This is a genomic window from Streptomyces carminius, from assembly GCF_002794255.1.
Classification (GTDB): Bacteria; Actinomycetota; Actinomycetes; order Streptomycetales; family Streptomycetaceae; genus Streptomyces; species Streptomyces carminius.
In genome coordinates this window covers 59,153-81,582 of sequence record NZ_PGGW01000056.1, presented here as the reverse complement: position 1 = coordinate 81,582, position 22,430 = coordinate 59,153, and the positions used below count along the sequence as shown (strand labels likewise).

Annotated in this window: 18 protein-coding genes; 5 read left to right on the top strand and 13 right to left on the bottom strand. The window is 73.5% G+C overall.

What is annotated here, in order from left to right:
- On the top strand, window positions 1-360 hold a 360-nt coding region (locus CUT44_RS16100), incomplete at its 5' end, for an ATP-binding protein (RefSeq protein ID WP_233221332.1).
- An 8-nt stretch (window positions 361-368) separates the two neighbouring features.
- Window positions 369-656, top strand: a complete 288-nt coding sequence (locus tag CUT44_RS16095; protein WP_100201663.1) for a hypothetical protein — start codon at window positions 369-371, stop codon at window positions 654-656.
- Between the two features lie 274 nt (window positions 657-930).
- On the opposite strand, the gene CUT44_RS16090 is transcribed toward CUT44_RS16095, so the two are convergent.
- From CUT44_RS16090 to CUT44_RS16050, 9 genes are all read right to left on the bottom strand, one after another.
- Window positions 931-1,200 carry an Atu4866 domain-containing protein gene (locus CUT44_RS16090; RefSeq protein ID WP_199185723.1) on the bottom strand — a complete coding sequence of 90 codons (270 nt, stop codon included), beginning with the start codon at window positions 1,198-1,200 and terminating at the stop codon, window positions 931-933.
- A 279-nt stretch (window positions 1,201-1,479) separates the two neighbouring features.
- Window positions 1,480-2,853 carry a glutamine synthetase family protein gene (locus CUT44_RS16085; RefSeq protein WP_100202552.1) on the bottom strand — a complete coding sequence of 458 codons (1,374 nt, stop codon included), beginning with the start codon at window positions 2,851-2,853 and terminating at the stop codon, window positions 1,480-1,482.
- Window positions 2,850-4,673 carry an IucA/IucC family protein gene (locus CUT44_RS16080; RefSeq protein ID WP_100202551.1) on the bottom strand — a complete coding sequence of 608 codons (1,824 nt, stop codon included), beginning with the start codon at window positions 4,671-4,673 and terminating at the stop codon, window positions 2,850-2,852. The genes CUT44_RS16085 and CUT44_RS16080 overlap by 4 nt, the downstream gene beginning before the upstream one ends.
- Window positions 4,670-6,040 carry a hypothetical protein gene (locus tag CUT44_RS16075; RefSeq protein ID WP_100202550.1) on the bottom strand — a complete coding sequence of 457 codons (1,371 nt, stop codon included), beginning with the start codon at window positions 6,038-6,040 and terminating at the stop codon, window positions 4,670-4,672. The genes CUT44_RS16080 and CUT44_RS16075 overlap by 4 nt, the downstream gene beginning before the upstream one ends.
- Window positions 6,037-7,434 carry a lysine N(6)-hydroxylase/L-ornithine N(5)-oxygenase family protein gene (locus CUT44_RS16070; RefSeq protein ID WP_100202549.1) on the bottom strand — a complete coding sequence of 466 codons (1,398 nt, stop codon included), beginning with the start codon at window positions 7,432-7,434 and terminating at the stop codon, window positions 6,037-6,039. Before CUT44_RS16070 ends, CUT44_RS16075 begins: the two co-directional genes overlap by 4 nt.
- A complete protein-coding gene (locus CUT44_RS16065) occupies window positions 7,431-9,314 on the bottom strand; it encodes an IucA/IucC family protein (protein WP_100202548.1) in 1,884 nt (627 codons plus the stop codon). The genes CUT44_RS16070 and CUT44_RS16065 overlap by 4 nt, the downstream gene beginning before the upstream one ends.
- Entirely contained in the window at window positions 9,311-11,005 is a 1,695-nt protein-coding gene (locus CUT44_RS16060) for a pyridoxal phosphate-dependent decarboxylase family protein (protein ID WP_100202547.1), read from the bottom strand. Before CUT44_RS16060 ends, CUT44_RS16065 begins: the two co-directional genes overlap by 4 nt.
- The gene (locus tag CUT44_RS16055; protein ID WP_100202546.1) at window positions 11,002-12,435 is read right to left on the bottom strand and encodes a diaminobutyrate--2-oxoglutarate transaminase; all 1,434 of its coding nucleotides are present in this window, start codon (window positions 12,433-12,435) and stop codon (window positions 11,002-11,004) included. The genes CUT44_RS16060 and CUT44_RS16055 overlap by 4 nt, the downstream gene beginning before the upstream one ends.
- A 66-nt stretch (window positions 12,436-12,501) precedes the next feature.
- Window positions 12,502-13,773 (bottom strand): alanine racemase, encoded by a 1,272-nt coding sequence (locus tag CUT44_RS16050; protein ID WP_199185720.1) that lies wholly within the window; start codon window positions 13,771-13,773, stop codon window positions 12,502-12,504.
- 264 nt (window positions 13,774-14,037) lie between these two features.
- On the opposite strand from CUT44_RS16050, the gene CUT44_RS16045 reads away from it, so the two are divergent.
- Entirely contained in the window at window positions 14,038-14,376 is a 339-nt protein-coding gene (locus tag CUT44_RS16045) for a hypothetical protein (RefSeq protein ID WP_100202545.1), read from the top strand.
- Here the strand turns inward: CUT44_RS16045 and CUT44_RS16040 are convergent.
- From CUT44_RS16040 to CUT44_RS16030, 3 genes are all read right to left on the bottom strand, one after another.
- Window positions 14,360-14,809, bottom strand: a complete 450-nt coding sequence (locus CUT44_RS16040; protein WP_100202544.1) for a hypothetical protein — start codon at window positions 14,807-14,809, stop codon at window positions 14,360-14,362. The two genes, CUT44_RS16045 and CUT44_RS16040, sit on opposite strands and share 17 nt — an antisense overlap.
- 243 nt (window positions 14,810-15,052) lie before the next feature.
- The gene (locus tag CUT44_RS16035; protein ID WP_332888267.1) at window positions 15,053-17,392 is read right to left on the bottom strand and encodes a hypothetical protein; all 2,340 of its coding nucleotides are present in this window, start codon (window positions 17,390-17,392) and stop codon (window positions 15,053-15,055) included.
- Between the two features lie 8 nt (window positions 17,393-17,400).
- Window positions 17,401-17,829, bottom strand: coding sequence for a hypothetical protein (locus CUT44_RS16030; protein ID WP_100202543.1), 429 nt, complete (start codon window positions 17,827-17,829; stop codon window positions 17,401-17,403).
- Between the two features lie 374 nt (window positions 17,830-18,203).
- Between CUT44_RS16030 and gdhA the strand changes: the two genes are divergently transcribed.
- The gene (gdhA, locus tag CUT44_RS16025) at window positions 18,204-19,529 is read left to right on the top strand and encodes an NADP-specific glutamate dehydrogenase (protein ID WP_100202542.1); all 1,326 of its coding nucleotides are present in this window, start codon (window positions 18,204-18,206) and stop codon (window positions 19,527-19,529) included.
- A gap of 241 nt (window positions 19,530-19,770) precedes the next feature.
- Window positions 19,771-21,831 carry a TerD family protein gene (locus CUT44_RS16020; protein WP_100202561.1) on the top strand — a complete coding sequence of 687 codons (2,061 nt, stop codon included), beginning with the start codon at window positions 19,771-19,773 and terminating at the stop codon, window positions 21,829-21,831.
- A gap of 90 nt (window positions 21,832-21,921) precedes the next feature.
- Here CUT44_RS16020 and CUT44_RS34535 read toward each other — a convergent pair whose 3' ends face one another.
- Complete coding sequence (locus CUT44_RS34535; protein WP_269846183.1) at window positions 21,922-22,047, bottom strand: hypothetical protein; 126 nt, start codon at window positions 22,045-22,047, stop codon at window positions 21,922-21,924.
- Between the last annotated feature and the right edge of the window lie 383 nt (window positions 22,048-22,430).

Below are 22,430 nucleotides of genomic sequence, written 5' to 3'. Positions count from 1 at the left end.
TGGGAGATCGAGGTGTGGTGGCGGGAGGTCGCGGTGGTGGTGCGGGCCATGGGTGGGGGCCGGTCGGCGGTGGAGGTGGCGCGGCTGGGGGTTTCGGAGTTGCTGGCGAACGTGTGCCGGCATGTGGCGGACCGGCGGTGTCGGCTGGAGGTGCGCCAGGGGCGGGGCACGGCGTTGGTGCGGGTCTTCGACCGCTGTGCGCGGGTGCCGGAGGTGAGGGTGCCGGAGTGGGATGCGGAGCGGGGGTGGGGGTTGTGGTTGCTGCGGGAGGTGGCCGGCGGGCTGGGCTGCACGTGTGTGCCGGGTGGTAAGTGGGTGTGGTTCACCGTGCTGCTGTCCGGCCCGGTGGGGGAGGGGTGAGTGGACCGGTGGCGTATCGGGCGGAGGTCGTCGCCTACTGCGGGGTGCCTGGGCCGGGCGTGTGCCATCTGGGGGGCTGCTTCTCGCCGCGGGTGGGGGAGCGGGCGGTGCGGATCGCGGCGAGTCTGGGGCCGGAGGCCGCCGCGCGGTTCCTCACCTGGGCGCACGAGGCGGGCACCGGCTCCACGCGGCGGCTGCTGTGTGCGGGCCGGGCGGTGGTCTACAGCCACACGAGCGCCGGGTGTCTGTGGGAGTTGTCGCTGCGGCCGGTGCCGCAGGTCACGGGAGGCATGTGAGGTTCGGGCAGCGGCGCACTTCAGGCAGCCGGGGACGGCGGGAGGGGACGGGGAGGGGCGGCCGTTCCGGACACTCTGGGGTCCCCCATGCCGAAGGCCAGGGGCGCGATTTGCGGCCAATGAGCGGGCGAGGAAACGTGGCACGTCAGCGGCCGTAAATCGTACCGTCCGGAATGGTCGCCCCGGACCGGCCCCGACCCCACCACGCACCCCCACCCGCACCCGGGCGCAGCCCGGGTCTCCCGTGCCCGCCCCGGGCAGGGCTGCCGTGGCGTCAGGAACGCGCCGCCCGGCGGTGGGCCGGGCTCCCCTCGCGGTAGAAGACGTAGCCGCCGTGGTGCAGTACGTCGCCCTCGAACTCGCCGTCCGCGGTGAATCCGGTGTCGTCCAGGTACTCGATCCTGTCGCCCTTCACCCAGTACCGGCCGGTGTAGGCGCTGCCGCGCTCTCCGCGTGCCTCGTCGTAGCGGCCGTCGGGGAGGAGTTCCTGCCTGATGTGGTTGTCGGCGGTGACCCACATGCCGACGTAGGGGTGGCTTGCCATGGTGGTCCCGTTCTCGCTGTGTTCGGCGGACTGGCTCGGCGTCGGCCGGTGGCCGGGCGAACTCTCGCCGTTGTCCGGCTGCCCGCAGGCGGCTGCCGCGAGCATGGCCAGAACAGGCACGGTGAGTCGCCGTCCTCGGTTTCTTCCGGGCATGGAACGAGCGTGCCCCGGCAGCGGGCGATCGGGCAGGCCGGGCTGTTCCTGGGAGCACCGCACCCCGCCTGCCGGAAGCGGCAGGCGGGGTGCGGGTCCGGAGAAGCGGCGCCGCACGGCGCCCCCTCACAGCCGTTCGAAGCCGCGCATCCGCTCCCAGTCGGTGACCGACCGCTCGAAGGCGGTCAGTTCGGTGCGGGCCGCCCGCGCGTAGTGGGTGACCGTCTCCGTGCCGAAGAGCCTGGCCGCGATCTCGCTGTTCTCCCAGCGGTGCAGGGCCTCGGTGAGGGTGCCGGGCAGCCGGGGCACGGTGTCGTCGGCCAGGGCGTTGGCGGTGTGCTCGGGGGGCAGCGACAGCCGGTTGTCGATGCCGTACAGGCCCGCGGCGACCACGGCGGCGACGGCGAGGTACGGGTTGGCGTCGCCGCCGGGCACCCGGTGCTCGATCCGCAGGGAGGACCCGGAGCCGACGACCCGGACGGGGCAGGTGCGGTTGTCCCGGCCCCAGGCGATGCCCGTCGGGGCGAACGCGCCGGGCTGGAGCCGCTTGTAGGAGTTGATGTTCGGGGCCATCAGCAGGGCCAGGTCGGGCAGGCAGGCGAGCTGGCCGGCGACGAAGTGGCGCATCAGGTCCGACATGCCGTCACCGGCGGAGTCGTCGGCGAGGACGGGGGTGCCGTCCGTGCCGCGCAGCGAGAGGTGGATGTGGCAGGAGTTGCCCTCGCCGTCGTCGAACTTCGGCATGAAGGTCAGCGCGGCGCCCTCGGCGGCGGCGAGCTGCTTGGCGCCGTTCTTGAAGAAGACGTGGCCGTCGCAGGTGGCCATCGCCTCGGCGTAGCGGAAGACGATCTCGTACTGGCCCGGGTGGCACTCCCCGCGGGCGGTCTCCATGGCCAGCCCGGCGCGCACCATCTCGCGGCGGATGCGGCGCACCACCGGCTCGATCTCGGAGAGGCCCTGGAGGGAGTAGTCGACGTTGTAGCGGGTGGCGGGGCGCAGACCGTGGTAGCGGCGCTCCCAGGCGTCGCGGTAGGACTCCCCGAAGACGAGGAACTCCAGTTCCGTCCCGGCGTACGCGGTCAGTCCGCGTTCGGCCAGCCGGTCGAGCTGGGTGCGCAGCACCTGGCGGGGCGCGACCGGGACGGGGGCGCCGCCCGGCCAGACGGCGTCGGCCAGCACCAGGGCGGTGCCGTCGTCCCAGGGCAGCACGGTGCGCAGGGTGGCCGGGTCGGGGCGGAGCACGAAGTCGCCGAAGCCGCTGTCCCAGGCGTCGATGGCGTAGCCGGGGCCGGTGTCCATCTCCACGTCGGTGGCCAGCAGGTAGACGCAGGCGCCGAAGCCCTGCCGGGCCGCCTCGTCCAGGAAGTACGGGACGGACAGCCGGCTGCCCACCAGGCGGCCCTGGAGGTCGGGGACGGCGACGATCACCTCCTCGATCCGGCCCGCCTCCGCCTCGGCGCGCAGGGTCTCGTACGGGTCCGCGGGGGAGGGTGTGCTCATGAGGTGTGTCCGGCGGGTGCGTCGGCCAGGGGGTTGGGGACGGTGCCGTGGACGACGTCGAAGCCCTCGTCGCGTTCGGCGCGGTCGTGGAAGCCGCCGCCCAGCAACTGCTCCCGGTTCAGGGCCACCCGGTCGAAGGCGGGCGCGAACAGGCCGAACGCGGCGAATCGGCCGGCCAGTTCGGGGAAGCGGGCGTGGTAGCGCTCGATCTCGGCGCGGACCAGGGTCCAGAACTCGGCCTCGGGGACGCCCAGGTGCCTCTCCAGCAGGGGCGCGAAGAAGCGGAAGTGGCCCGCGAAGACCGCGCTCAGCAGCGAGTGCGCCAGCTCGTGGGCGGGCCAGCGCAGCAGGACGGCGTCGGCGCGCTCGGTCAGGGTGGCGTACTCGGGGCGGTCCTCGGGCAGCAGGTTGACGTCCTCGGCGAAGTCCTTGAGCGCGATGCCGACCGGTGTCTCGTCGGGGCCGTAGAGGACGACGGTGTTCTCGCCGTGCGGGCAGTACGCGACGCCGTACCGGTAGAGGTAGTGCAGCAGGCCGGGCAGCAGGGCGGCCAGGAAGCGGGCCAGCCAGTCGCGCGGTGCGCGGCCGGAACGTTCCACCAGCTCGGTCACCAGCGCCTTGCCGTCCGAGCCGGTCTTCAGCAGGGCGGCCATGGTGCGGGCCTTCTCCCCGTCGCGCAGCACCCCGGTGACCGGCTCGCGCCACACCGCGCCCAGCAGTTCGTGGTAGCGGTACGGGGCGTCCTTGACCGACTCGTACAGCGGGTGGCGCACGGCGACGGAGGCGACCTCGCCCAGCGGGTGGAAGCGCAGCTCGTCGCGGAGGTAGGGATCGGCGTCGCGCACCGAGTGCAGCCAGGCGCTGATGTCGGGCGCGGCCCGCGTCGGCTCGGTGGACAGACCGCGCCACACCAGGGTGTTGCGGATCAGCAGGGGCACCTTGACGTTGCGCTGCCCGGGGTGGTCGAGGTTGGCGAGGGTGCGGATCGACTGCAGGGGGCGGTAGCGGTCCGGTCCCTCGCCGAGCGGGGTGATGCGGCCGTCGGCGAGGTAGGGGGCGAAGAGGGTCTCGACGGCCTCGTCCCAGTGGAAGGGGTGGACCGGCAGCCAGACGTACTCGTCCGGGGCGCGGCCGTGGGCGGCGGCGGACTCGGTGAGGACGGTGGTGAATCGTTCCCGCGTGGGAGCGTCCAGCTCCTCGGCGAGCAGGGCGGCGGCGTCCAGGCCGGGCACGCCCGCGTACGCCGCCAGCGAGTCGTGCACCGCCGCCCAGCGCAGCCGCACCTCGCCGGCGGACTCGGGGGCGTAGGCGGCGGCGTCGGAGGCGGCGAAGCCCAGCCTGCCCTTGTTGAGCAGCATGCAGGGGTGGCCGTCCTGGTGGGACTCCAGGGCCAGGTGGTCCAGGTCGGCCAGGGCGGCGGCGGGCAGGTCGCGGGCGATGACGCGGGCCTCGGCGCGGCGGGTGGCGGTCAGCTCGCGCAGCACCTCGGCGGTGGTGGGACCGTCCCAGCCCAGCGCCGGACGGGCGTCCAGCAGGAGCTGCTCGGGCCCGGCCTCACCCTCCCCCGGCTCGTCGGGGGCGGGCGAGGGGTGGCGGCGCAGGGTGCCGTCCGCGATCCGCCAGGTGCCGAAGGTGCCCCGGGCGGCGCGGAACGTCCAGTGCACGCCGCCGGCCAGGACCAGCCGGTAGGCGCCGGACCCGGCGGGCGCGTCGGGGTCGGGCTCGGGGACGAGCAGCTCCTCGTAGGCGAACTCCTCGACGGCCTTGACGAGCAGTCTGCGTCCCGCCTCCGTCCAGGCGTCGTGGGGGATGGTGCTCAACGGTCGTTCTCCTTGGCGTGCGCGAGGGCGGGGACGGGTTCGGGGACGGGTGAGGACGAGGGGGCGGGCTCGGGGCGGGGCGCGGGCACGGCGGGCACCGGGGCCGGGACGGGCGCCGCCGGGCGGGCACGGCGCAGCGCCAGGAGGGTGCCCAGCACCTGGACGGCCGCCGCGACCGCCAGCGGCAGCGCCAGATCGGCCGAGACGGCCGCCGTGGCGACCAGCGGAGCGGCGAGCAGACCGGCGGACCGGGCGGTCTCGACGGCCGTGTACTCCGGGCCCGCCGTACCGGTGGCGCGGAACATCCGCAGCTCCACGGCGACCTGGCCCAGCCCCAGGCAGACGCCGAACAGCAGCCGACCGCCCACCAGGGCGGGCAGCGAGTCGGCCAGTGCCTGCCACAGCAGCCCGGCCGCGCCCACCGCCATGGACAGCGGCAGCAGCCGGTCGCCGAGCAGCGCGTGGCAGCGGCGCACGACGGGCAGCACGGCCAGCGCGGCGACGCTGGGCAGGAAGAACAGCACCGCCGAGGCGGTCGCCCCGCCGCCCAGGTCCGCGGCGAACTCGGTGAAGAAGGGCCGGGCCACGCTCACCGAGAAGTCGAAGGCCAGCCCGATCAGGGCGACCTGGGCCAGCAGCGCGAACCGGCCGCGCCGGTGGCGCTTCGGCGCCGGTCGCGGCTGGTTCTGGTTCTGGGTCTGGGCCGCCGCCTGGGCGGTGGGGGTGTCGGCGGCGGCCGGGACGGCCACGTCCGCGGCCGCCGGGGCGCGGCGGCACATCACCCGGTGCACGAGCACGGCGAGGACGACGTCCAGCAGCGCGAACGAGGAGATGCCCCACCGGGGGTCGGGCAGCGCCAGCACCCCGGCGCCCACCACCGTGGCGGCCACGGCGGACAGGTGGAAGACGACCACGATCGAGCAGATCCCGGCCAGCCGGGACCGCTCGCCGTCCCCGCCGGCGGCGTCCCCGGCCCCGTCCCCGCCGCCGTCGTACTGGGCTATGAACGCCGGATAGGCCAGCAGCAGCGCGCTGTTGGTCGCCACCACGGCCGTCGAGACCGCGGTGTACGCGGCGTAGCTGGGGGCCAGGCCCAGCAGCAGGTCCAGTACGGCGGTCCCGCACAGCCCGCCCAGCACCAGCCGGTGCAGCGGCCACCGCCGGGCGGCCAGCCCCCACAGCGGGAGCACGGCCAGCCCGACGATGCGGCACACCCAGAGGTAGAGCCCGGTCGCGCCGTGGTCCTCGATGCCGTACAGCCGCTCGAAGAGCTGGGGGAGGAAGGGCGTCAGCGCGGTCTCGGCGACGAGGTGGAGGCCGATGACCGCGATCAGGACGGCCTTGGCGTGCCGCGCGCGCCCGCTCACGGGAGCGGGTCCGCGGTCTCGGCGGTGGCTCCGGCGGCGGTGGTGGGGGCGCCGAAGGTCGTCCAGGCCGCCCGCTGCGGCACGGGCAGCACGGTGCGGCCCGCGACGGAGTTGAGGATCACCGCGGAGCGCCAGGCGCCCAGGGTGAGGTCGGGCGCACCGACGCCGTGGGTGTGCAGCTCGGCGTTCTGCACGTACAGGGTGCCGGTCACGCTCTCGTCCAGGGCGACCCGGTAGGTGCCGTCCACCCGGTAGCGGCCCCGGTCGTCCCAGTCGACGAGCTTGTCGAGGGTGTCCAGGAAGGCCGGGCGGTGCGCGGCGTAGCCGGTGGCGGCCACGACCGCCGAGGTGCGCACCTCGAACTCGGCGCCCTGCCCGGTGTGGCGGCAGGTCAGGACGTAGCCGTCCGCGCCGTCGCCGGCGGGGCGGACGGCGGTGAGTTCGGTACCCGGGTGCAGGTCGGCGCGCGGCCGGCCGCCGCCGATGGTCCGCTCGTACAGCTCGTCGTGGATCTCGCCGAGGGTGTCGGCGCTGACGCCCTTGTAGAGCTGCCACTGCTCGCGCACCAGCCGCTCGCGGTCGGCCTCGGGCAGCGCGCGGAAGTAGTGGATGTAGTCGGGGGTGAAGTGCTCCAGCCCGATCTTGGAGTACTCCATGGGCGCGAACGCCGGGGTGCGCGCCAGCCACCGCACGTACGGGCCGCCCCGGCCCTCGCCGTCCTGGTGCCGCAGCAGGTCCAGCAGCACCTCGGCGCCGGACTGGCCCGCGCCGATCACCGTCACGTCGTCCAGACCGGCCAGCGCGGCACGGTGGGTGCGGTAGTCGGCGCTGTGCAGGACGCGCCCGGTGTGCCCGCCGGACGCCGCCAGTTCCCGCAGCGGCCCGGGCAGCACCGGGGAGGTGCCCACGCCCAGGACGACCCGCCGGGCCGTCACGCGGGAGGCGGTGCCGTCGGCCGAGCGGTGCGTGACGGCGAAGACCCCGGCGTCCGCGTCCCACTCCAGGGCGGTGACCTCGGCGTCGAAGCGGCAGGACGGCAGGTTCTCGGCGGCCCAGCGCAGGTAGTGGTCGTACTCGCGGCGCGGGATGTGGAAGCGCTCGGAGAAGAAGAACGGGAACAGCCGGCCGTGCTCGCGCAGGTAGTTCAGGTACGACCAGCGGCTGGTCGGGTCGGCCATCGTCACCAGGTCCGCCAGGAACGGCACCTGGAGCACCGTGCCCTCCATCAGCAGGCCCGGGTGCCAGGAGAAGGCGGGCCGGCGGTCCAGGAAGAGGGCGCGCAGCCCGGCCACCCCGTCGCTCAGGGCGGCCAGGGACAGGTTGAACGGGCCGATCCCGACGCCCACCAGGTCGTACGGCTCGCCGCCGGGTGAGGGCGTGTGCTGCTCGGTCACCGCTGTACCTCCGCGAGGGGGTTGGGAAGGTCGATGTAGACGGACTGGGTGTGGACGTCGCCGACCAGCTCGTCGAGACCGTCCACGCAGGTCAGGTAGTTGCCCTTGCAGCGCAGCACCGGCGCGTCCAGCAGCATGCCGAGCAGGCCCGCCGCGCCGGGCTCGGCCGCCCGCAGCCGCTCCAGCGCGCCGCGCAGCACGCGCAGCAGCGCCTCCTCGTCGGCCAGGCCCAGCGCGCCGAAGGCGCCCACCAGTCCCAGGAGGTTGTTGACGCCCAGGTAGTAGGCGACGCGCTCGTCGACGAAGGCGTCGTCGAAGACCAGCTCCACCCCGTCCGTCACCCCGGGCAGCAGCCGCTCCAGGGCGGCGGCGCGGGAGGCGGTGAGGTAGTAGCCCTGGCTGTCGCGGTACCAGCCCGCGGCGGGCAGCCCGTCGGCGTCCAGGGCCACCAGGGTGTTCTGGTGGTGCGGCTCCAGGGCGAGGCCGTGGCGGGCCTGGAGGCGGATCAGGGGGACGGCCAGCACGTCCAGGTAGCGGGCCAGCCAGCGGGCGGACGCCTCGGCGGTGGACACCCCGTGCGCGCGGGCGGTACGGGCCACCGCCGCGCACAGCGCGGCGCGGTACGGCGGCGGGGAGCCGTCGCCGGGGCCGGTGCGCTCGGCCAGCAGCCCGGCCACGCACAGCGCGTCGCCGGTGCCGTCCGCATCGCCCGCGTCGCCCCGGAAGGGGTTGTCGCGCAGCGCGGTCTCCAGGCCCGTCTCGGGCCCTTCGGTGCCGACCGAGACCCAGGCGAAGTCCCGCAGGATGCCGAACTCCGGGTGCTCGGCGCGCAGCCACGCCCCGGGGCCGTCCGGCGCGGCCAGCAGCCGTGCGGCCCGCACCCCCAGCCGCATCTCGCCGCGCAGGTTGTTGCGGCGGGAGTTGGTGATCCGCATGCCCAGCGACAGCTTGAGCATCGCCGCGGCGTCCGGGCGGTGCACGGTCCGCACCGAGGACGTCGGGTACCAGGCCGGACCGGCCGGGCCCAGCGGGCGCAGCAGCCCGGCGTCCAGCAGGGCGGCCACCTCCGGGCGGCCGGTCACCTCGCGGGCCTGCCAGGGGTGGACGGGCACCGGGACCATGCCGTCGGGCACGTCCGGGCCGCCGGGTCCGGCGGCGAGCGCGCGCAGCAGCCCGGCGACGGGGCGGCCGTCCGCGTCCTCGCCGACCACCGTGTCCGGGTGCGCGGCGAACCAGTGCAGCGGGAAGGCGCCGCGCAGCTCCGGCGAGTACGCCGCCAGCTCCGCGTCCGAGGCCTCCTCGCGGCTCTTGGGCGCCGGGTGGAAGGGGTGGCCCAGCAGCAGCGCCTGCTCGGCGTCCAGGAACGGGGTCGGGCCCGCCGCGTCCGCGGGCTCCGCACGGCGCCGTTCCAGGTGGACGGCGGTGCGGCGGGCGGAGTTCAGCACCCGGCCGACCGCGTCCGTGCCCAGATGGGGCGGGTGGCCGCGGCCCAGGGTGCTCTCCCGGATCAGCGCGGCGGCCACCAGCGCGGCGTCGGCGGGCAGGTCGCCCGAGGAGGAGCCGTTCCCGCCCGGTTCGAAGGCGCTGACCCGGGCCCGTCCGAAGCGGTGCCAGCCGGCCGCCGACCGGTAGCGCACCGGGACGTGCAGCGTCAGCCCGCTCAGCGGCAGGTCCAGCCGCAGCACCCGGCCGCCGACCGGGACCCCGGTGCCGGTCTCGCGGACGTACGCGCGCAGCAGCGTCTCGGTCGCGGCGGCGTCGCCGGCCCGCTGTGGATCGGGGTGGTCCAGCGGGTCCGCGCCGCAGGGCACCGGGGAGGGCTGCGCCGCGGCCGGGGCGGCCGGGGCGGAGGCGGGGGCGGGGGAGGCCGGGCCGGTCACGGTGCCGTCCCCTCGGCCGGCCCGTTCTCCTCCGCCTCGCCCGCCGCGGCGACGGTGTGCAGCAGCCGCTCGACGTCGGCGGCGGTGGTGTGCGGGTTGAGCAGGGTGAGCTTCAGCCGCACCCGGCCCGGTCCCTCGCCCGGCAGCTCGGTGCGGCCGACGACCGCCCGCCCCTCGCGCAGCAGCCTGCGGCGCAGCGCGGCGTTGAGCCGGTCCACCCGCTCCGGGTCGTCCGCTCCGCGCTCCGGCAGGTAGCGGAAGAGGAAGGCGCTCAGCACCGGGTCGCAGTGCAGCTCCAGCCGGGGGTGGTCGCGGACCGCCGCGGCCCCGGCGAGGGCCAGCTCGTGGCAGGCGTCCACCAGCCGCCCGAGCCCGGCCCGGCCCAGTGTCCGCAGGGTGACGGCGATGGGGAAGGCGTCCGCGCGGCGGGTGGTGCGCAGCGACAGGCCGAGCAGGCTGGGGTAGCCGGCCTCCTCGTCGTCGGCGGGGTTGAGGTAGACCGCGCGCCGGGCCAGGGAGGCGTACGTCTCCGCGCGCCGGACCAGGAACACGCCCGCCGCGACGGGCTGCCAGCCCAGCTTGTGCCAGTCCAGGGAGACCGAGTCGGCCAGCTCGATGCCGTCCAGCAGCGGGGCCAGCCGGTCCGACAGCAGCGCGCCGCCGCCGTAGGCCGCGTCCACGTGCAGCCAGGCGCCGTACTCGGCGGCCAGCGCGGCGCAGGCGCGCAGCGGGTCGACCGCGCCGGTGTCGGTGGTCCCGGCGGTGGCCACCACGGCGACGGGCAGCTCGCCGGCGGCCGCGACCGCGGCCAGGGCGCCGGCCAGCGCGTCCGGGGCCATGCGCAGCTCCCGGTCGACGGCGACGGGCACGACCGCGTCCTCGCCCAGGCCCAGCAGGGCCGCGGCCCGCTGCACGGAGAAGTGCGCCGCGGCGGAGGCGAGGATCCGCGGCCGGGGGCCGGTGCGGGGCACGCCCGCCAGCTCGACCTGCTCCCCGCCGGCGCGGGTCAGCACCCGGTCGCGGGCCAGCATCAGGCCCATCAGGTTGGACTCGGTGCCGCCCGAGGTCAGCACCCCGGCGGCCTGCTCGTCCCAGCCCACCAGCTCGGCGAGCTCGGCCAGCAGCAGCGTCTCCAGGGCGGTGGCGGCCGGGGCCTGGTCCCAGGAGTCCTGGGAGGGGTTGAGCGCGGAGACCGCCAGATCGGCGGCGACGGCGACGGCCAGCGGCGGGCAGTGCAGATGCGCGGCGCAGGACGGGTCGGCCGGGTCGGCGCTGCCGTACGCCAGCAGTTCGGTCAGCCGGGACAGCGCGCCGTCACCGGTGACGGCGCCGGCCCCCGTGCCGGTCCTGGTGCCGTCCGCCGCGTACTCCCGGGCCACCCGGGCGGCCAGCTCACCGGGGAGCCCGGCGGGCACCGGGCCGCCGCGCCGTCCGGCGCCCGCCGCCAGCGCGGTGAGCACCTCGTCGAGCAGCGGACGCAGGGCGGCGGCGCCGCCCGTACCGCCGGACAGGGGGGCGGCGTACCGCTCCGGGCCGCCCGTGCGGGGCCCGCCGGCACGGGGGCCCGGGACGGGGTGGGCGGCCGCACCGTCCACCGCGCCGCCCAGCGCGCCGTCCACCGCGCCGACCAGCCCCTCGAACGCCCCGTCGGCCGGGTGGGGCTCACACACCTCGTACACGCTCTCCCTCATACCGGCCGCACCGCCCCGCGCTCGTTCCTGCCGTGTCCGCCACCGTGTCCGCTGCCGTGTCCGCCCTCCGGGCGGGCCGTCGCCTCGGCGATCGCGTCGGCCAGCCGGTCCAGGACGGCCTCGGCCTCCTCGTCGGTGATCACCAGCGGCGGCAGCAGCCGCACCGTCGAGTCGTACCGCCCGCCCAGCTCCACGATCAGGCCCCGCTCCAGCGCGGCCGACCGCACCCGGACCGCCGTGTCCGGCGCGGGCGGCAGGGCGCCGCAGGCGTCCGGCGTGCCCGCCGGGTCCACCAGCTCGACGCCGATCATCAGCCCGCGTCCGCGGACGTCGCCGATCGCGGGCAGTTCGGCCCGCAGGGCCGTCAGCCGGTCCGTCAGCCGCGCCCCGACCGCCGCGGCCCGCCGGGCCAGGCCCTCCCGGGCGACGTACCGCAGGGTGGCCGTACCGGCCGCCATGGCCAGGGTGTTGCCGCGGAAGGTGCCGGTGTGGGCGCCGGGCAGCCAGCCGTCGTAGTCCTCGTGGTAGACGACCACCGCCAGCGGCAGGCTGCCGCCGATCGCCTTCGACATCACCATCGCGTCCGGGACGATCCCGCTGTGCTCGATCGCCCAGAACGCGCCGGTGCGGCCCACGCCGGTCTGCACCTCGTCCACGACCAGCGGGATCTCCCGCTCGGCGGTGATCCGCCGCATCTCGCGCAGCCAGTCGTCGGGGGCGGGCACCGCGCCGCCCTCGCCCTGCACCGCCTCCAGGATCATCGCGGCGGGCGGCACCACCCCGCCGTTGGGGTCGTCCAGCAGCCGCTCGGTGTAGGCGGCCGACAGCCGCGCCCCGCGCTCCCCGCCGACCCCGAACGGGCAGCGGTAGGAGTACGGGTAGGGCAGCCGGGTCACGTCGGCGGCGGTCCCGGGCACCGGCCGCTTGGCGGCCACGCCGCCGGAGACGGCCAGCGCGCCCGCGGTCATGCCGTGGTAGGCGCCGGTGAAGGCCAGCAGGCCGTGCCGCCCGGTGGCGGTCTGCAGCAGCTTCAGGGCCGCCTCCACCGCGTCCGTCCCGGCGGGCCCGCAGAAGTGGATGCGGGCCTTGTCGGCGAACGCGGGCGGCAGGGTGGCGAACAGCGCGTCGGTGAACTCGTCCTTCTCCGGCGTCGCCAGGTCCAGCACGTGCAGCGGTGCGCCGCTGTCCACGGTGCGCCGCACGGCCTCGGTCACCACGGGGTGGTTGTGGCCCAGCGCGAGGGTTCCGGCACCGGCCAGGCAGTCGAGGTAGCGGCGGCCGTCGGCGCCCTCGACGGTCATGCCGTACGCGCGGGCCGGGACGACGGGGAAGGAGCGGGCGTAGGTGCGGGCCGAGGACTCCCGCGCCCGCTGGCGCCGCAGGATGGCCTCGGCCGACGGCGCGGTCGGCGGGGTGATGGACACGGTCATGTCGGGCAGCTCCGTCAGGAGGTGTCGGCGGGGCGGCCGGGGCCGTCCCTCGGGGGGTGGGGTGGGTCAGAGCAGGTGGCGTTCCGCGACCGGGTGGCCGAGGAAGCTGTGCATGGCGAACTCCCAGCCGTAGGAGCCCGCGTAGGGGAAAACGACCAGATCGCCGGCGCGGACGCGGTCCACCAGGACATCGCGCAGCAGGGTGTCCTCCGGGGTGCACAGCTCGCCGACGACCGTGACGCGCTCCCCGGCCGCCCCGGGCCGGGGCAGCCCCTCGGGCCAGCGCTCGACGGGCAGGACCGCGATGTTGTGCACCAGCTCCCAGGAGGTGGGGAGCTGGAAGTGGTTGATGCCGCCGCGCAGCACCGCGAAGGCGGTGCCGTAGCTGTGCTTGACGTCGGTGACCTCGGCCGCGTACCAGCCGCAGTCGGCGACCAGGAAGCGGCCCGGTTCCAGGATCACCTTCACCCCGGGCGGCGGCTCGACGTCTCCGGCGAGCTCGTCGAAGCGGGCCACGTCGAAGGGGCGTTCGCCCGCGGGCTCCTCGAAGGCCACCCCGATGCCGCCGCCGATGTCGACGGTGCGCAGGTCGACGCCGTGCGTGGCGGCGGCCTTGGCCGCCCACTCCACGCACCAGCGCAGATAGGCCGCCTGGGCGTCGGCGTCGAGGTTGTTGGACGCGGCGTGGATGTGGAAGCCGGTCACGTCCAGCCCCGGCAGCCGCAGCGCCTCGCCCAGCACCTCGGGGACGTCGGGCTCGGGGACGCCGAACTGCGAGGCCGTACCGCCCATGCTCAGCGAGCCGGTGACGGGGATGTCCACGGGGTTGACGCGCAGCGTCACCCGGGCGGTGGTGCCCTCGGCGACGGCGATGCGGCTGACGCGGTGCAGTTCCAGCAGGCTCTCGGCGTTGATCGCCTCCACCCCGGCCCGCACCAGGGCGGTCAGCACCGGCACGGACTTGGCGGGCCCGGCGGCCACGACGGGCACGGGGGCGGCACCGGCGGCGGGGCCGCCGTCCCGCTCCCGGAGGGCGGCCAGGGCCAGTTCCAGCTCGGACCGGGAGGCGACCTCGAAGCCGTCGACGTGCGGGGCCAGCGCCCGTACGACCCCGGGGAAGGAGTTGGCCTTCACCGCGTAGTGGACGGCCGCCCACGGCGGCAGCGCCGCGCGCAGCTGCCGCGCGCGGCGGGCGGCGGCCTCCCCGTCGTAGAGGTAGGCGGACAGGGGGGTCTCACTCGCCGCCAGTTCCAGCAGCCGCCGGCGGACCGGTGCGGGGACCACGTCGGCCGGGTAGGCGGAGCGCGGGGCGGCGGAGGGCGGGAGGGCGATGGACACGGGGCTCTACCTCGGTGGAGTGCGGGGTGGGTCGGAGGGCGGTGCGGCCGTCCTCCGGACACGCGTCACGGTCCGGCCGCCCCACGGCGGGGCCGCCATTTAGTTAGGCGAGCCTAACCTAACGTCTCTCCGGTTTCTTTCCAAGTCCGCCCCGCCGCACCGCGGATGCCGGCACGCTCGCCCGCCGCCTCCGGGCGCGCGGCGGGGCCCGCGCACGCCCGCGCCCGGATGCGGTGGACGGCGCGGCGGCATACAGTGCGCCTCATGGGCAGGAAGAGAGCCGGCGCCGGTCCGCGCCGCGAACAGGCCGAGTACGCGGGGGAGTACGGCGGGCGCGCGGGTGCGGACTTCTCCGCCCGTCTCGCCGCCGCCTCCCGGCAGCCGACCGGGACCGGTGCCGCGCAGGCCCGGTCCTCCCACGTCGACGTGGTGATCGCCGCGGCCCGGCGGAGGGCGGCCGAGCTGCCCGCACTCCCGGAGCCGACCGACGCCGACCTCACGGACACGGAGCGGTGGGAGATGGCGGAGATCCTGGGCCTCGGCCACGGCGGCTCCGGCCGACCCGACCGGGGCCGGCCGGACGGTCTTACGCCTTCGGCGTGAGGACGGGCTCGGCGGGGAGTCCGCCGTCGTCCTCGCACTTCAGCTCCCTGGCGACGGCCAGGGCGGCGGAGTGCAGGACCGTCATGTTGGCCTCCTTGGCCTCCTGCCCCTTCACGGCCGGGTCGTATCGGTGCCGGAGCTCCGACTTGATCAGGGCGGGTGAATCCGTGGAACTGTTCATTTCAGAACCGGCGCACTCGAAGTAGACGACCGCCTTGTCCTCCGCGGAGAGAGTCCTGCGCCCCATCGGGTAGATGCTGTAGTCCGGGTCCAGGTCGTCGGGGTTCCCCAGTCTGTCGCTGTCCGTGATCTCGAAGGTGATCGCCACGTCGGTGAGGTCGGCCGACTTGTCGGTGTAGATCAGACAGAAGTCATGGACATTTCGGGGTGAACCGTCCAGCTCGGGCTGGGAGTTGAACTCCTCGGACAGCATCTTCGCGGTCCCGGCTGCTCCCTCTCCCAGGGAGGTCCGGGCAAACTTCCTTTTGCCGGTCACCTTCTCCAGAGACTCGGCGGCGACAGACGAGAGGGCCCCTCCGCACAGTTCTTCCGCGCTGACGGTCTTCTGCTGCTCCCTGTCGCTCTCGTCCCCTCCGTCGCAGGCTGTTCCGCCGAGAGACAGGAGGAGTGCCGTACAGACCGCACTCGCTGGGTTCCGCACCTCCGGCCGCATCAGCTAGTCACCGACCTGGGGAAGGTTTCCCTGCTCATCTTCTCTTCTCTTCCCGGAGTTGTGGCCGATGATCACGGACTCCGTCAGGTCCTGGGCGAAGGGGGTTTCGGACTCGATGCCGTGTTGAAGGAGGAACTGCCGCACCGGTGCGTTCGCGTTGTGCTCGCCAGTCCGGTAGATCTGGCGCAGCTGCTCCTGGACATCTTCCTTGCTGTCGTTGTTCTTCTTCTCGGTCTCCACCCAGTCTCCGATGACCTGGCCGATCCCCTCGTTGATGGCTCCGGTTCCGGTGTCGACGGCCAGCGGGACGAGGATGGCGGCGGCACCGGCGCCCGCCACCGTGGCGGGCAGGAAGGCGACACCGGCGGAGACTGCCGCCGTCGTGCCGAACTTGACCCATGCGGAACGCTCCTCCAGGGCCTTGTTGAACTCCTCGTCCTTGTGAGCCCCTTCGGCTCGCACCTGGTCCGCGCGGGCCTGGTCGAGCAGCCCCTGCACCTCCGCCCCGGTGCGCACCACCTCGCGCGCCGCGCCCTCCTTGATCTGCCCGTCGGGGCCGACCTGGGCTTCGAGCATGCTCATGGTGTAGATGCGGTCCGCGGTCGACACCGATGCGTATGCGTCCGGATACTGGCCGACTGTGCTCATGAACTGCCGTATGTCGGTGAGGCCGAATTTGGCGTGTGTGCTCGCGTTGTCCTTGGGCGCGAAGATACTTTCTGGACTGTTGTCGCTGAGCGCCCAGTTGACGTCGTCGATGTAGCCGGCGCCCATGGTGCCCAGGCTGTCGGCCAGCGGCTCCATCCGCTTGACGAGCTCGGCGTCGACCCCGACCGTCCTGACGACGTCCTCCATGATCCTGGCCGAGGTCGCGTCCCGGTCGAGGGTGGGGCTGGGGTCGTCCCAGGCGTGGCCGAGGGTGGCCGCCTCCAGGGCGTGGCCGAGGGCGTCGGGCAGGTAGTCCGCGGACTTCTTCGCGTCGTCCGGGTGGTGGCCGACGATGTCGGGGAAGAAGTCGTAGCCCTTGTCGGTGAAGTAATCCAGGTAGTTGGCGATGGCCTTCCCGTCCTCCCCCTTGCCGAGGTCGAGGGTCCCGTTCTTCACCTCCTTGCCGTTCTCGTCGTAGACGGTGGGTTCGGCGGAGAAGAACTGCTTGGCCGCCTCCGGGCTGTGGCCCAGTGCCTCCAGGACGCTGACGACCGGGTCGAAGCCCGCGCCGTTCACCCCGGAGGGGTTCAGCGGGCTGCCCTCGGGGCCGACCATCACCTTGGAGTCGGCGAACATGTACGGGTCCTTCTTGTGCAGCTGGACCACGTGCTCGGCGATGGGGTTGAGGAAGCGGGGGTCGTAGTTCCCGTACCGCAGGATTCCGCCGAGGAGCTGGTAGCCGAACGGGCCCGAGTGGTCGTACTGGTACATCGGGATGCGCTGGGTGCCGAAACCGCGCAGTTCCTTTCCCCAGGTGGCGGGCAGACTCGGCTTGTTGTCCGGGTCGGTGGCGGTGGCCAGGGTCAGGCCGAGGCTCTTCTGCAGCGCCTGGATCTGCTCCAACCGCTTCTTGTCGTCCTGGCCCGCGTAGTAGCCCTCCCGGGCCATCTGGCCGAAGAAGACGAGTGTCTTCTCGGGGCCGAGTTTCTCGTAGAAGGCGGTGGCGAACGTCGCCGAGCCGCGGTTGTCCGTCATGAGCTCGTTGAACTGCTGGAGCTCGGTGTTGGTCATGTCGGTGCCCTTGGCGGCGAGGTCGGCGGCCCGCTGGGCCTCCTCGGCGTCCAGGCTGTCGTACGCGGGCGCGCTGAAATTGTGCTTGTCACCGGTAATGTTGGCCTTCAGCGCGTTGGAGGCCGCCACGTCGGCCTCGTCGCAGGCCTCGATCACCGCGTCGATGCGCTTCTGCAGCGCCTGGACGGCGTTGCGCTCGTTGCGGACCAGGGTCTCGAAGTCCGGGTCGTGGCGGGCGGCGTGGGTCTGCGAGATGGGGTTCTTCGCCGCGACTCTGCCGGTGGTGCCGACGACCAGGTTCTGGGCGGGCGCGTCGGTCTCCACAATCGCCTTGAGGTCGTCCTGGGCCTTCTTGAAGGCGTTGTAACCGTCCTCGAGGATCTGCTTGACGCCCTTGGCGGCCTTGGCGGCGTCGTCGAACTCCTTGGCCGTCTTGCCGATGAACGGCTTGGTGACGGAGGCGTTGGCGCCCGTCCAGTCGGCCTTGTTGCTGCGGGCCACCATCGTGGTGCGGGCGTCGTCCGCGAGCTCCTCCAGCTTGGTGACCGTCGCCGTCCAGTCGTCGACGGCCGTCTTCATCTTCCCCAGCGGGGCGTGGTAGACGTTCTCGAAGGTCAGCTTCACCGTCGCCCCTACTTGAAGAACTTGCTGATCTCGGAGACCGACAACCTGGTGAAGGACTGGGAGATGTCGGCCTCGTCCTTCCTGTGCTGCGCGGCGCTGTAGTCCAGGTGCTGGGAGATGTGCATGCACGCGTCCAGCAGCGTCTTCAGCTGGCTCTCCCAGGTGTCGTGGACGGTCTCCATCGCGCTCCCGGTGCGGAAGCTCTCGCTCTTGAGCGCGCTGCCGGCCGACGAGGTGGACGACAGAGCGTGCCGGCCGTCCTTGTCGAGCCGCTTCCACAGGTCGGCGGCGTCGCTGCCGACCCTGCCCAGGTCGTCGGCGTTCGCGGCCAGGTCGGCGGTACCGCCGCCGTCCCCGTCGAGCTGGTTCAGACGCGTCCCGGTCCGGCGTTCCGCGACATCGGCCTGGATCTGCCGCCACTCCTCGTCGAACGACACCGTGCCCCCTGTGATCGGTGTTCTCGGCTGTACGCGGGGTGTGATCACCCGCAGGGGAGAACCCTACTCGGACAGGCGCGCGGTGCGGGAGGGCTCCACGGAGCCGGCGCGGACGGCCGGGCACCGTGCCGGGTGTGCGGCCATCCGGGCAATCGTGAGGATTCGCCCACCCCGGGGTGGGCACCCGGCCCGTGAGCCGGGCCGGAGTGCGGGACCTCGGGGAGACGTCGTGACCTTGGCATGTCACGCTGGAAGTCCGCCACGCCGTGCGATGACGCCGAGCGCCTCCTGGTGCTCGGCGTCATGCGTTTGTGCAGGTTCCGTAGGGACACGGAACGGCGGGACACAAGGAGCCGCACCTTCTAGGAGAACCCGTGATCGAGAAACTCTACGACCGGATACTGCACCGCAATCCGGGAGAGAACGAGTTCCACCAGGCCGTGTGGGAGGTGCTCGAGTCGCTGGAGCCCGTCTTCACCCGGCGGCCCGAGCTGCTGGACGAGTCCCTCGTCGAACGCCTGTGTGAGCCGGAACGGCAGATCATCTTCCGTGTCCCCTGGTCCGACGACGCCGGGCGGACCCACGTCAACCGCGGTTTCCGGGTGGAGTTCAACAGCGCCCTGGGCCCGTACAAGGGCGGTCTGCGCTTCCACCCGTCCGTCAACCTGGGGGTCATCAAGTTCCTGGGCTTCGAGCAGACCTTCAAGAACGCCCTGACCGGCATGCCGATCGGCGGCGGCAAGGGCGGCAGCGACTTCGACCCCAAGGGGAAGTCGGACGCGGAGGTCATGCGCTTCTGCCAGTCCTTCATGACCGAGCTGTACCGCCATCTGGGCGAGTACACGGACATCCCGGCGGGCGACATCGGGGTGGGCGGCCGCGAGATCGGCTACCTCTTCGGCCAGTACCGCCGGATCACCAACCGCTGGGAGGCCGGCGTCCTGACCGGCAAGGGCGTCCTGTGGGGCGGGTCGCAGGCCCGTACCGAGGCCACCGGCTACGGTCTGGTCGTCTTCACCGAGGAGATGCTCAAGACGCGCGGCGAGACCCTGGAGGGCAAGCGCGTGGTCGTCTCCGGCTCCGGCAACGTGGCCATCTACGCCATGGAGAAGGCCCGGCAGCTCGGCGCCACCCCGATCGCCTGCTCCGACTCCGGCGGCTACGTGGTGGACGAGAAGGGCATCGACCTGGAACTGCTGAAGCAGGTCAAGCTCACCGAGCGCGCCCGACTGTCCGAGTACGCCGAGCGCAGGGGGGCGAACTTCGTCTCCGGCGGCCGGGTCTGGGAGGTGCCGTGCGAGGTGGCACTGCCCTCGGCCACCCAGAACGAGCTGGACGAGAAGGACGCGACGACACTGGTGCGCAACGGTGTGCAGGCGGTCGGCGAGGGCGCGAACATGCCCACCACACCGGGCGGCGTGCGCGTGCTGCGCGAGGCCGACGTGCTGTTCGGCCCGGGCAAGGCCGCCAACGCGGGCGGGGTGGCCACCAGCGCGCTGGAGATGCAGCAGAACGCCTCGCGTGACTCGTGGACCTTCGAGCACACCGAGGCCCGGCTGACCGAGATCATGCAGCGCGTCCACCACCTCTGCCACACCACGGCCGAGCGTTACGGGCAGCCCGGCAACTACGTGGCGGGCGCCAACATCGCCGGCTTCGAGCTGGTGGAGGAGGGGATGGTGGCGCAGGGCCTGATCTGAGGCCCGCCCGGCACTCCGGCCGGGGAAACGGTTCACCACGCACGCGGCGGCCCGGCCCGGGAGACACCTCCCGGGCCGGGCCGCCGTCATAACGCTTGTCCCATTCGTCTGTCGCCAACGCGTTCCGGGGCTTAGGGTGCGATCTGCGCATGCATGTTGTGCGCTGAGTCAACACATCGCCAAGCGGTTGAGGTCGGGCGTACCTGGCGCGACCGGGAAGTCGGGGGGCCACGTGCACGAGATGGTCAAGGGCGCCAATGTCGAGTTGGCAGGGCTGAGCGAGGAGATCGGTTCCGTCACCCTGGGGCTGCGCTGGAGCAGCGCCACAGGGGACGGTGACGCGGATGTCTCGGTGCTGCTGCTGGGCGCGGACGGGAAAGTGCGCGATGACGCGGACTTCTTCTTCTACAACAATCCGGCCGCGGCCGACGGCAGTGTGCAGTTGCTGGGCAAGACGCCGACCGCCGACGGCAGCGAGGACCGCATCAGCCTCGACCTGGAAGCGACACCGGTCGACGTCGAGCGCGTCGTCATAGGGGCCAGTCGCTACGGCGGCGGCCGGTTCGGGGAGCTGGACGGCCTGCGGGTGACGCTCGCGGACCGTACCGGCGAGGCACTGCTCGGCTTCTCGATCGACGATGCCACGGTGGAGAGCGCGTTCATTTTCGGTGAGCTCTACCGGCGGAACGGCGGCTGGCGGTTCCGGGCCGTCGGCCAGGGGTACGAGACCGGACTGGCGGGCCTGGCGACGGACTTCGGCATCGATGTGGACGACACCGACGACACCGACACCGTCAGTGCCGAGGCTGCCGGGGCCGGAACCGGTGACGGGCGCCCCGAGGAGACAGCGCCACCGCCCCAGGGCCCCGTCGGAGCTCCGCTGCCCGGCATCCCCAGGCAGGTGGAGCGGCGGACAGCGGAGACCGGGACGGCCCCGGCCTCGGCGCCCGTTCCCGCACCGGCTCCGTCCAGCCGTCCCCGCACGGCCAGGAAGAAGGTGACGCTGCCCCGGGTGACCAGGAAGCCGCTCGCCGAGAACGACTCCTGGCGGCTGGCTCGCCTCTTTCCCGTCTCCTCACTGCGCAGCGACCGCGAACGTGAGACCCGGGCGACCTCCATCCTGCTGTCGGTGATGGCTCAGGTCCCGGAGTTCGGCCGCCGTCTCACCGCCGGCTTCGGTGCCCCGGCGGGCCGGATGGAGACGTTCACGGAGGTTTCGCTGCCGCACGGCGACAACCCGAAGCGCCCCGACGGCGTGATCCGTATCGAGCGGGCGGGCAGGCTCTGGACCGCGCTGGTGGAGACGAAGACCAACGGCAACCCGCTCCGGGCCGAACAGGTCCAGGACTACATGGACATCGCCGCCCGGCGCGGCTACGAGGCGGTGATCACGCTCTCCAACGACGTGGCTCTGGAGGGCACCCCGCTCGTCGATGTCAAGATCGACCGGCGGCGCAAGCACCGGGTGGCGCTGCGGCACCTGTCCTGGGCCGAGGTGGTGCACCAGGCTCAGTTGCTGATCCGCCACGAGGGGGTCGGCAACGCCGCTCACGCTTGGCTCCTCCAGGAACTCCTGAACTACCTCCAGCATGAGAACTCCGGTTGCCATGGCTTCCAGAACATGGGTCCGGCCTGGGTGCCGGTACGCAATGCCATCGACACCGAGACCCTCTGTCAGGGTGATCAGCGGTCTCTGGAGGTCGTCGAGAACTGGGAACGACTCGTCCGCCAGGTCTGCCTGCGGCTCGGCGGTGAACTCGGCCGGAAGATCCTGCCCGTCCAGCGCGCCCGGCGCGGCACCGACCCGCAGTCCCGCCGCGCTGCCCTCGCCGACCGGCTCTGCCAGGACGGGAGGCTGTTCGCGGAGCTGCGTGTCGAGGGCACTTCCGGCATCCTCGCGATCACCGCCGATCTGCGCACCGGCAGGTTGCGTATGTCCATCGAGATCCCCGCGCCCGAGCAGGGATACCCCCTCTCCTGGGCAAAGCGCCTGGTCCGGCAGTTGGCTGAGGCTCCGGCCGACCTTCATGTCGAAACCCTCGTCGAAGGGGAGGGGGTCGGCCCGCGCGGCACCCTGGAACGACTGCGCCCCGAACCGGGTGACATCCTCCCCAGGGGCGGCGAGCGGATCACCGGCTTCCGGCTGTCCCTCTTCAAGGGTATGGGCAGCACTCGCGGCAACGCCGAGACGGGTTTCATCCGCAGCGTCGACGACGCCGTGCACCGCTTCCACTCCGGTGTCGTCGCCCATCTGGAGCGAAAGCCGTCCCGCAGGCAGCCGACCGGAGCCACCGGCGGTTGAGGACGGGCCCGGACACTCTCCCGTTGACCGGGCTCGCCAGGCGGGCGAGCACAGGCCGTGTCCGGACCTCGTGTGCGGCGCGTCCGGACGTCAGACGACGAACTGCCCCACACAGGCGACGACCGCCACGAGAAGGCCCAGCACCCCGATGACGACCTGCCACCTCTCGGGTGCGGTCCACCGGTCTCGGGTCTCCTCCGTACCGTGATCGTTCATCGCTCCTCCTCGCCCCTCCGGACAGGCCCCGGAGGACAGGGCCCCCGCCGGCCGGTGCCGACGAAGTTGTGGGGAGGAACGAGTGAGATGGCCAGAGGATAGCGGGTGCCGGCAGGCGAAGACGGCCCTTTCCGGACATGTGGTGCCCGGGCCGCGTCGGGCAGGACGGCGACGGTGGCGAAGGCGGACACCAAGTGGAGCGCGGGGTCCCAGAGCAGCGGTGCCCCCAGCCGTTCCTTGCGTGCACGGGCGAGTACGGAGGGCCGCAGGCACGGCGATGGCGCACCCGGCGACGGCGGGGAGGGGACGGGGAGGGGCGGCCGTTCCGGACACTCAAGTGCGATTTGCGGCCAATGAGCGGGCCACGACACGTGGGACGGCAA